Annotated in this window: 11 protein-coding genes and 1 riboswitch; of the genes, 1 reads left to right on the plus strand and 10 read right to left on the minus strand. The window is 45.1% G+C overall.

The window, feature by feature from the left end:
- Nucleotides 1-119 precede the first annotated feature (119 nt).
- The 10 genes from oppF to moaA all read right to left on the minus strand — a co-directional run bounded on the left by oppF (nt 120) and on the right by moaA (nt 9134).
- Nucleotides 120-1106 (minus strand): murein tripeptide/oligopeptide ABC transporter ATP binding protein OppF, encoded by a 987-nt coding sequence (gene oppF / locus AB6D58_RS19425; RefSeq protein ID WP_017062172.1) that lies wholly within the window; start codon nt 1104-1106, stop codon nt 120-122.
- The gene (locus tag AB6D58_RS19430) at nt 1103-2074 is read right to left on the minus strand and encodes an ABC transporter ATP-binding protein (protein ID WP_012603544.1); all 972 of its coding nucleotides are present in this window, start codon (nt 2072-2074) and stop codon (nt 1103-1105) included. Before AB6D58_RS19430 ends, oppF begins: the two co-directional genes overlap by 4 nt.
- Before the next feature lie 42 nt (nt 2075-2116).
- Nucleotides 2117-3019, minus strand: coding sequence for an oligopeptide ABC transporter permease OppC (gene oppC, locus AB6D58_RS19435; protein WP_017062173.1), 903 nt, complete (start codon nt 3017-3019; stop codon nt 2117-2119).
- Nucleotides 3020-3034: 15 nt separating this feature from the next.
- On the minus strand, nt 3035-3955 hold the full coding sequence (oppB, locus tag AB6D58_RS19440; protein ID WP_017062174.1) for an oligopeptide ABC transporter permease OppB: 921 nt from the start codon (nt 3953-3955) through the stop codon (nt 3035-3037).
- 114 nt (nt 3956-4069) lie between these two features.
- Nucleotides 4070-5701 (minus strand): ABC transporter substrate-binding protein, encoded by a 1632-nt coding sequence (locus AB6D58_RS19445; RefSeq protein WP_017062175.1) that lies wholly within the window; start codon nt 5699-5701, stop codon nt 4070-4072.
- Nucleotides 5702-6353: 652 nt separating this feature from the next.
- Nucleotides 6354-6809, minus strand: coding sequence for a molybdopterin synthase catalytic subunit MoaE (gene moaE, locus AB6D58_RS19450; protein WP_017062176.1), 456 nt, complete (start codon nt 6807-6809; stop codon nt 6354-6356).
- A 2-nt stretch (nt 6810-6811) separates the two neighbouring features.
- Nucleotides 6812-7057 carry a molybdopterin synthase sulfur carrier subunit gene (moaD, locus tag AB6D58_RS19455; RefSeq protein ID WP_136978365.1) on the minus strand — a complete coding sequence of 82 codons (246 nt, stop codon included), beginning with the start codon at nt 7055-7057 and terminating at the stop codon, nt 6812-6814.
- Complete coding sequence (gene moaC, locus AB6D58_RS19460; RefSeq protein ID WP_004734026.1) at nt 7054-7533, minus strand: cyclic pyranopterin monophosphate synthase MoaC; 480 nt, start codon at nt 7531-7533, stop codon at nt 7054-7056. The genes moaD and moaC overlap by 4 nt, the downstream gene beginning before the upstream one ends.
- Before the next feature lie 12 nt (nt 7534-7545).
- Nucleotides 7546-8058 (minus strand): molybdenum cofactor biosynthesis protein B, encoded by a 513-nt coding sequence (gene moaB / locus AB6D58_RS19465; RefSeq protein WP_004734027.1) that lies wholly within the window; start codon nt 8056-8058, stop codon nt 7546-7548.
- An 86-nt stretch (nt 8059-8144) separates the two neighbouring features.
- Nucleotides 8145-9134: a GTP 3',8-cyclase MoaA gene (gene moaA / locus AB6D58_RS19470; RefSeq protein WP_372158160.1), complete on the minus strand. Its 990-nt coding sequence runs from the start codon at nt 9132-9134 to the stop codon at nt 8145-8147.
- A riboswitch (molybdenum cofactor riboswitch) is annotated at nt 9123-9275 on the minus strand. Its footprint overlaps the gene before it by 12 nt.
- A 194-nt stretch (nt 9276-9469) precedes the next feature.
- On the opposite strand from moaA, the gene AB6D58_RS19475 reads away from it, so the two are divergent.
- On the plus strand, nt 9470-10357 hold the full coding sequence (locus AB6D58_RS19475) for a YvcK family protein (RefSeq protein WP_017062178.1): 888 nt from the start codon (nt 9470-9472) through the stop codon (nt 10355-10357).
- Nucleotides 10358-10427 lie beyond the last annotated feature (70 nt).

The following is a 10427-nucleotide window of genomic DNA, read 5'->3' on the forward strand; positions in this document are numbered from 1 at the left end:
TGTTCGAATATTTTGATGAAGCTTGTTGAGCGAACCAATAAGCCTAAGACAAAAAAAGCGCGACTCTAATAACTAGTCGCGCTTAAGCCTGTCACAGGCTGAACCGTTTTAAATAGGCTCTAGACTTGTACGTGCAAGCAAGATACTGCGTGAACGTCATCGCCTTGAATCGTTGGCTTAGTTTGCGCACACGCCTCTGTTGCTTGTGGGCAACGAGTACGGAACACACAACCTGATGGCGGATTGATTGGCGATGGGAGATCACCTTCCAACATCTGAATGGTTTTGCTGCGCTCTAAGCGTGGGTCTGGAATTGGAACTGCAGACATCAACGCTTTGGTGTATGGGTGCTTAGGATCAGAGAACAATGCATCTGATTCGCCAAGTTCTACCGCATTACCTAGGTACATCACCAATACGCGATCAGAGATGTGTTTAACAACCGACAAATCGTGCGCGATGAATACCAAAGACAAACCTAGCTCTTTTTGTAGCTCCTTCAGAAGGTTAACTACTTGAGCTTGGATAGATACATCCAGTGCAGAAACAGGTTCATCACAGATGATCATCTTAGGTTTCAAGATAAGCGCACGTGCAATACCAATACGCTGACACTGACCACCAGAGAATTCATGAGGGTAACGATTGATTACGTTGGGTAGTAGACCAACCTTTGCCATCATCTCTTTAACTCTGTCCTTCACTTCTTGTTTAGAAAGTTCAGGGAAGAAAGTCTCTAGAGGCTCAGCAATAATATCGCCTACTGACATACGTGGGTTAAGCGATGCTAGCGGGTCTTGGAAGATCATCTGAATCTCTTTACGAGTCTCACGACGCTTCACTTCCTGCATCTTAGTTAGGTCTTGACCTAACCACATCACTTGACCTTCAGTCGCTTCAACCAAGCCGATAATCGCACGGGCAAAAGTTGATTTACCACAACCAGACTCACCCACTACGCCTAGTGTTTCGCCTTCGTAAAGGTGAACATCAACCCCATCAACCGCTTTAAGGTTTGATGGTTTTGCCCAAGGCCAAGCAGACTTAGCTGCAATGCTAAAGTGAACTTTCAGGTCTTTAATATCTAATAGTAATTCTTTACTCATTTTGTCCAAGTCTCCCAGTCTGAAAAACAAGCACGCTGACGGTCTTTAGCAAATGGCTGCAAAATCGGTGCTTCTTGCTTACAACGGTCCATTACACGGTGACAACGGTCTTGGTAAGGACAACCTGTTGGTAGGCGAAGTAAGTTAGGTGGGTTACCTGGAATCGTCGGTAGAATTTCACCTTCGGTATCCAAACGAGGAATCGCTTTAAGCAGGCCTTCCGCGTATGGGTGGCTTGGCTCGTAGAAGATTTCATCAACCGTGCCGTACTCCATTGTACGACCCGCGTACATCACAAGTACTTTGTCACAAGAACCAGCAACAACACCCAAGTCATGGGTGATCATAATGATTGCTGTATTGAACTCATCTTTTAGTTCGTTCAGCAATTCCATGATTTGCGCTTGAATGGTTACATCCAGTGCCGTTGTTGGTTCATCAGCGATAAGCAATTTAGGACGACACAGCAGTGCCATTGCGATCATCACACGCTGACGCATACCGCCCGAAAACTCGTGCGGGTACATAGTGATACGCTTGCGTGCTTCAGGGATTTTCACCGCTTCAAGCATGCGTACTGATTCTTCAAACGCTTCTGCTTTACCCATGCCTTTATGCAGCATAAGTACTTCCATCAGCTGATCACTTACTTTCATGTAAGGGTTCAGTGAGGTCATTGGATCTTGGAAGATCATCGCGATCTGTTCAGCACGAACCTTGTTCAGTGCTTTTTCAGGCAGGTTGAGAATTTCATTGCCTTCAAACTTTGCACTGCCTGAGATGATGCCGTTCTTAGCCAGCAGCCCCATCAGTGCAAATACCGTTTGTGATTTACCTGAACCCGACTCACCAACAATACCCAGCGTTTCGCCTTGGTTAAGTGAGAAGTTCAAGTCGTTTACTGCGGTTACGATACCATCTTGTGTGGTAAATTCGACGCGCAGATCTTTGACATCTAATAAGCTCATTATTGCTTCCTTAATCTTTTATAGCTTTTAATTGCTATTTCGTTATCTGTCTTTTGGATCAAGCGCGTCGCGCAGACCATCACCTACGTAGTTAAAGCAGAACAGCGTAACTACCATGAATGCCGCAGGGAATGTCAATTGCCAGATTGCAACTTCCATTGTTTGCGAACCTTCTTGAAGCAATGCGCCCCAGCTTGTCATAGGCTCTTGAACACCAAGACCAAGGAAAGATAAGAATGATTCTGTAAGGATCATGCTTGGAATAAGCAACGTAGAGTAAACCGCTACGATACCCAGTACGTTCGGTACGATGTGACGTGTAATGATCTTCCATTTGCTTACACCACATACGTGTGCAGCTTCAATGAACTCTTTACTACGTAGGCTCAACGTTTGACCACGTACAATACGCGCCATATCTAGCCAAGCAATCGCACCAATAGCAACGAAGATTAGGACGATGTTACGACCAAAGAACGTTACCAGTACGATTACTAGGAACATGAATGGCACTGCGTACAAGATCTCTAGGATACGCATCATCACTCGGTCAGTACGACCGCCGATGAAGCCTGAAGCTGCACCGTAAAGCGTACCAATCAGTACCGCTACGAAGGCCCCCATCACACCAACCATCAATGAGATGCGGCCACCGACAAGAGTACGAACGTACAAATCACGACCTAAGCTATCGGTACCAAACCAGTGATCCGCATTCGGACCAACGTGCATTGCGTACCAGTCAGTATCATCATAAGTGTACTGAGCCAGCATTGGTAAGAAGATAACTGCCAGTACCATAAGCGTAAGAATGAACAGACTCACCATCGCAGCTTTGTTTCGCATGAAACGAATGCGCGCGTCCTGCCACAAACTACGACCTTCAATCTCTAAGCTCTCAGAGAACTTTTCGATCGCTTCTAAATTTTCTTTTTTCTTCAACATAACCATGCGTCCCTGTTAGTAGCGAATTTTCGGGTCAATAAGCGCTAGCAAAATATCAACGATTGCGTTGAACAAGATGAATAGGAAACCAATCAAGATGGTTACACCCATTACTAGCGAGTAGTCACGGTTAAACGCGGCGTTAACAAACAGCTTACCGATACCTGGTAGGCCGAAGATGGTTTCAACAACAACTGAACCTGTGATGATACCTACGAACGCAGGTCCCATGTAAGAAACAACAGGTAGCATTGCTGGCTTAAGTGCATGTTTTAGAATGATATAACGGTAGCTTAGACCTTTTGCACGCGCAGTTCGGATAAAGTTACTGTTTAGCGTTTCAATCATGCTACCGCGAGTAATACGAGCAAAGGTTGCTACGTAAAGAAGAGACATCGCGATAACAGGCAGCACGATGTACATGAATGTACCGCCATGCCAACCACCTGCTGGGAATATGTTCCAGTGCAGGGAGAAAAGGTAAATAAGCGCCGGTGCCAACACGAAAGATGGCATTACCACCCCGAGCATGGCGGTCGACATTATGGTGTAGTCGACCCAGGTGTTGTGCTTCAAGGCAGCAATCGTCCCGACAGTGACCCCCATCAATAGTGTGAAGATAAAGGCAACGAAACCTACCTTCGCAGATACTGGAAGTGCAACCGCGATCAGCTCATTTACTGTGTAATCTTGGTACTTAAACGAGGGGCCGAAGTCACCTTGTAAGATATTTGTCAAATACGTGGTGTATTGTTCAAATACTGGTTTATCTAAGCCGTATTTAGCTTCGATGTTAGCCATAACTTCTGGCGGTAATGGACGTTCGCTTGAAAACGGGTTACCCGGTGCGAAACGCATGAGAAAGAAAGATATAGTGATCAACACCAACATGGTTGGAATCGCTTCAAATATCCGTTTCATAATGAATTTAAGCATAAACTCACTCTTTCAGTCTGTGACAATTAAAATTAGAAAGACGCTACATGCGCGCCCTGCGCATGTAGTGCCTGTATCGTTATAGTTATATTAACTTTTTAGAATCGAAGCTTATTATTGAGCTTTGATGTATAGGTCTTTCGAGAAGATCTTGTCTTCCGCGTTGTTGATTGGGAAACCACCAACATGCGGGTTAAGTAGACGAGATTTAACGTATTGGTAGATAGGAGCGATTGGCATGTCGTTTGCCATTAGCGCCTCAGCTTCTAGGTAAAGTGCTTTACGCTCTTCTTCTGAAGTTGAGTTAAGTGCTTTATCGATGATCTGGTCGTAAGCCGCGCTGTCGTAGTGAACACCACCGGTAGTGTTGTTACTCTTCATTAGCGTTAGGAACGAAGACGCTTCATTGTAGTCACCACACCAACCAGCACGTGCTACTTCGAAGTCACCAGAATCTTTAGAAGATAGGTACGTTTTCCACTCTTGGTTCTCAAGTGTTACAGAAAGACCCAGTGTTTTCTTCCACATAGAACCTAGCGCTACAGCAATCTTCTTGTGGTTCTCTGAAGTGTTGTAAAGCAGGTTGAATTTAAGTGGGTTGTCTTTACCGTAACCCGCTTCTTCAAGAAGACGTTCCGCTTCTGCGTTACGCTCTTTCTGAGACATCTTGCCGTAAGCAGGTAGCTCAGGATCGAAGCCAGCTGTGATTTCAGGCGTTAGGAAATACGCAGGTTTTTGACCTTGCGCTAGGATAGCACCTGTTACGATATCACGGTCGATCGCGTAAGAGATTGCTTGACGAACACGAACATCATCAAATGGTGCTTTCTTCGTATTGAAGATGTAGTAGTAAGTACATAGGTTACCCGCTACAGATACATCTTCTGCGTACTCTTTTTGAAGACGCTTGAAGTGCTCAGTTGGAAGTTCGTTTGTGAAATCGATTTCACCAGATAGGAAACGGTTCATTTCCGCTACTTGGTTTTCGATTGGTAGGAACGTTACTTTGTTAAGAACTGTTTTATCGTTGTCCCAGTACTGTTCGTTACGCTTGAGTACTAGACGCTCGTTAACAACCCATTTATCAACAGAGAATGCACCGTTGCCAACAAAGTGCTCTGGTTTAGTCCACTGGTCACCGTATTTTTCAACAGTTGCCTGGTGTACTGGCTTCATTGTTGTGTGGCCCATCATCATTACGAAGTATGGTACCGCTGTTTCTAATTCAACAACTAGAGTGTTTGCATCCACTGCTTTAACGCCTAGTTCACTCTTGTCTTTCTTACCCGCTACGATATCTTTCGCATTCGCCATCTTGGTGTATTCCATGTACCAAGCGTATGGAGAAGCCGTTGCAGGATCAACTGCACGTTGCCAGCTGTATACAAAATCTTGAGCTGTTACAGGATCGCCGTTAGACCATTTTGCGTCTTTGCGTAGGTGGAAAGTGAATGTTTTGTTGTCTGTCGTTTCCCAGCTTTCCGCAACACCAGGGATAGTGTTGCCGTCGCCGTCTTGGTTCACTAGACCTTCTAGAAGATCACGAATTACGTGAGATTCTGGTACACCTTGAGATTTGTGTGGGTCGATAGTTGCAACTTCAGTACCGTTACCGCGAACAAGTTCCTGAACTTTTGCCAGTTCTGTGCCTGCTGGAACTTCAGCAGCGATAGAAAGAGTAGAAGAGGCAGCCACTGCCAAACCAGCACCTAGAAGAAGGGCCTGAGTGATTTTATTCTTGTACATTTAATAAACTCCAAGTTTTATGTATTGCATCCATGACTTCTTTGCTTGGTTCACTGAACGGCAGTGATTTAGATTTATTTAGCTCAAAATTTAAGCATAAAAATCTAAAACCTTACAAAGATTGAGGCACACACTATCAACCATTGAAGTAATTTGCCACAAACAAGTCGCAAAAAATCGGATAATTCTCCGAAATACTTAAGGTATCAGTGTAAATATCTAAAAAACCCCAAATCAGTAGTGACTTGCGTAGAGGGATTAATTAAAAAACAGCCTTTAGTGTTGATGTATCTGTGTTGATACTTTTTTTTAGCATCTTATGCTAGAACACTGAGCGCAAATTAACATTAATGCCACATGAAATCTAATTGCACATCACATATCACCTAAACCGTCTACACTATTTGTGAGGATAATCACTTTATACAAGACAGCATAATGCTCTGCACCAAACCGGGTTATCCAATGCACCAATTAAGACAAAATTACGCGCTGAATTTATATGCAACCACAATGAATTATCATTTGTCAAATCAATGATTATCTATAAATAGATTTATAGCAGGTACAAAAAAACCGACCTAAGTGGTCGGTTTTTGACTGTCTCATATACAAATGAGTAAATGCTGAAGCAACATCACTTTAAGAGAAATTACTTCTCCCAGCGTTCCGCTGCTTTCGTGTCTGAATCACGAGAATCAACCCAACGCGTCGTTTCGGTCGTGCGTTCCTTTTTCCAAAAGGGAGCCTTGGTTTTCAGGAAGTCCATAACGAATTCACAGGCTTCAAATGCAGCACCACGGTGTGCACTGGATACACCAACGTAAACAATCTGGTCGCCGATATCTAAGTCACCTACACGGTGGATAACACGCATCTTCTGAATAGGCCAGCGAGCCTCAGCTTGGTCACAGATCTCGCTCAGTGATTTTTCTGTCATACCCGGATAGTGCTCCAGAGACAAACCAATCACATTGTCGCCAAGGTTCATGTCGCGAACTTTACCAACGAACGTCACAATCGCTCCGGCAGCTGTACCTTGAGCCAAGTAGTCGTATTCGTCGCCTACCGAGAAGTCCTCAGCTGTCACTAATACTCTTGGATCCATGCTTAGCCTCCAGTCACTGGTGGGAAGAAAGCCACTTCGTCGCCGTCTTTCACTTCAGCTGTCAGAGGTACGATTGATTGGTTAAGTGCAGCCAGAAGCTTCCCCTCTTCCAATGCGATATCCCATTTGCCTTCTTGTGTCACAAGATGACTACGAATCGCTTCAATCGTCTTAAAATGTGCATCAACTTCAACGCTGTCCACACCAACAAGTTCACGAGTTTGAGCAAAGAAAAGTACTGTAATCATGACTCCACCTTAAAGTGACCAGATTTACCACCTGTCTTCTCTAGCAGGCGCACGTTTTCGATAACAATGTCTTTCTGAACAGCTTTACACATATCGTAAATCGTTAACGCAGCCACAGAAGCAGCCGTTAGCGCTTCCATCTCTACGCCCGTCTTACCCGCAAGCTTACAAACAGATTCGATGCGAACCTTGTTTTCAGACTCGATAGCTTCAAGCTGCACTTCTACTTTAGTTAATAGCAGAGGGTGACACAGGGGAATCAGATCCCACGTCTTCTTCGCCGCTTGAATACCCGCAATACGTGCCGTTGCGAAAACATCACCTTTATGGTGGCTACCAGAGACAATCAGCTCTAGCGTTTCTGCCGACATTTGAACGAAGGCTTCCGCTCTCGCTTCACGTACTGTTTCCGCTTTAGCCGATACATCGACCATGTTTGCTTCGCCAGACGCGTTAATGTGTGTAAATTGGCTCATACTCAAACCGCCTTATACAGAAAGGTGTGGCATGAAGTTACAAGGACGGTGGCTAGCATCCATCTGTTGCTTGATGATCTTAGTCCAACCGGTGCGGCAAGCGCCTGTAGAACCTGGCATCGCAAAGATAACCGTGTGGTTAGCAAAACCCGCAATCGCACGAGATTGAATTGTCGAAGTACCGATCTCTTCGTAAGATACTTGACGGAATAGCTCACCAAAGCCTTCTACTTCTTTGTCGAACAGTGGCTTAAGCGCTTCAGGCGTGCTGTCACGAGAAGTGAAACCAGTACCACCCGTGATCATGATAGCTTGTACGCTTTCATCAGCGATCCATTTAGATACGATCGCACGGATCTTGTACATGTCATCAATAACGATTTGCTTATCAACCACGTTGTGACCCGCTTCTTTAGCATGCTCTGCTAGGTAACCGCCTGAAGTGTCGTTTTCTTCTGTACGAGTATCTGAAACCGTTAGTACTGCGATGTTTGCTGCTTGGAATTTGCTTTCTGCGTGACCCATTTGTTCACCTATATAAATTTTTCATTAGACTGATTCGCCCAGCCTGAAGAAGCTGAGCGATAAAATGCTTTAGAGTGTGTAGCGGGTTAACCGCCGATTGACGCCAAGTTTGGAGTCATGCCGCTGTTGCCATCGTGTAAGAAGTGGCTAACGGACTTGGTTTGAAGCTGAGCCTGAATTCGATCAATGAGTTCTTGCTCTTGTTGATCTTCTTGAATCAGATCTCTCAGTTCAACACCATGGTCGCCAAACAGACATAAGTGAAGTTTACCGGTCGCAGAAACGCGCAGTCGGTTACAACTCTCACAAAAGTCTTTCTCGTAAGGCATGATCAAACCGATTTCACCCTTGTAGTATGGGTGGACAAACACTTGCGCCGGGCCATCGTTAACGGCTTTGACTTTTAACAGCCAACCATTAGCAATAAGCTGGTTGCGAATCGCAACGCCAGACACATGATGTTTATCGAACAACTCGTCCATCTCGCCGGTTTTCATCAGCTCGATAAAACGTAATTGAATAGGTTTGTCTTTGATCCAATTAAGGAAGGCTGGTAATTCCTGACTATTGAGGTCTTTCATTAATACGACGTTGACTTTGACTTGTTCAAAGCCAACCTCAAACGCTTTATCAATGCCTCGCATAACCTCAGTAAACTTATTCTCACCAGTGATCTGATGGAACATGCGCGAATCTAAACTATCCACGCTCACGTTTATATGGGTTAAACCAGCATCACGCCATTGCCCTACTTGTTTCTCCATGCGGTAGCCATTCGTTGTGGTGGCTACTTTTTCGATGCCTGGAGTAGAAGCAACGGTATGTATGATTTCAGGAAAGTCTTTACGCAGACTCGGCTCTCCGCCTGTAATGCGGATCTTTGAGGTACCACAATCTGCAAACGCTTTAACAACGCGTTTGATCTCGGGAACACTTAAAAAAGACGAGTTTTTTTGCCCTGACGGTTTGTAACCATCTGGCAAGCAGTAAGTACATTTAAAGTTACAGACGTCTGTAACCGACAAGCGCAAGTAATAAAACTTGCGATGGAATCTATCTTCGAATTGTTGCGCCACGGAACACCTTTCCAAACACGGGAGGCATAATCATTTCCAATTAAGCCCTTGTGACAACATGTCACTGGCTCTTGATGCGTATCGGTACAGCAAATACCACTGTGCGACTTAGCATGCGAGAGCTCGGAGTTATGGCAACTGAGCGTTATATTCACACGCGCAGTAGCTGAGTAATAAAATACTTAATATTTGTACGTGAATCTAGCTCTGATGGTAAAAAACGGGTCACATCGGCAAAAAAAACGTATCAAACGCTCAAAATAACTCTTGTTGAGTATATAGCGAGAAGCATTTAACCTAAATTATAGTTGGTAATAACCTAACAAGAACAATAAATGAATATTTACTCTTCAAAGAAAGTCGTAGCAATCGGCGGTGGCCATGGCTTAGGTCGCATGTTAGCTGCATTAAAAGACTTTGGTAACAACGCAACTGGCATTGTTGCAACGACAGATAACGGCGGTTCCACCGGACGTATTAGAGATTGCCAAGGTGGCATCGCATGGGGAGATACACGCAACTGTATCAACCAATTAATCACAGAGCCTTCAATCAGTTCGATGATGTTCGAATACCGCTTTCGTGGTCAAGGTGAGCTAGACGGTCATAACTTGGGTAACCTAATGCTGACGGCGTTAGACAACCTTTCCGTTCGCCCATTGGAAGCAATTAACCTGATTCGAAATATGCTCAAGGTCGATGTCAATATCGTGCCGATGACTGAGCATCCTTCAGACCTCACGGCTCTATCAATGGACGGCCGCTGGGTTACCGGCGAAACCAACGTTGATGACATGACGGAAAAGCTGCGCATGATGGACTTGTCTCCAGAAGTGCCAGCAACCAAAGAAGCCGTTGCTGCCGTTGAGCAAGCAGACTGCATTGTCCTTGGCCCTGGAAGCTTTTTAACCAGTGTGATGCCCCCTCTTCTCCTTCCAGAGATTGGCAAAGCAATCTCTGAGAACACCAAGGCAAAAGTTATCTTCGTTGAAAACCTTTCACCAGAGCACGGTCCCGCAGGGAAAATGACGCTTCAAGAGCAATTGGAGTGGTGTGAACGTACCTGTAAGGCAAGGAAAATAGACATCGTGTTAGGCAATGAACCTCACCCGGAACTAGAAGTGCAATGGAATTGTGTGACCACAGATCTTGCATCGGCAAACCGAGATTGGCGACACGACCGTGTGAAGCTTCAACAAGCCATTGAAGCCCAGTTGGCGTAGCCATAGGTTCAAGCGACAATCGAGTAGGAGGAGGCCTCACGGCCTCCGTCCTCTCACACCACCGTACAAG

The sequence above is a fragment of the Vibrio sp. 10N.239.312.D08 genome (assembly GCF_041466145.1).
GTDB lineage: Bacteria > Pseudomonadota > Gammaproteobacteria > Enterobacterales > Vibrionaceae > Vibrio > Vibrio crassostreae_C.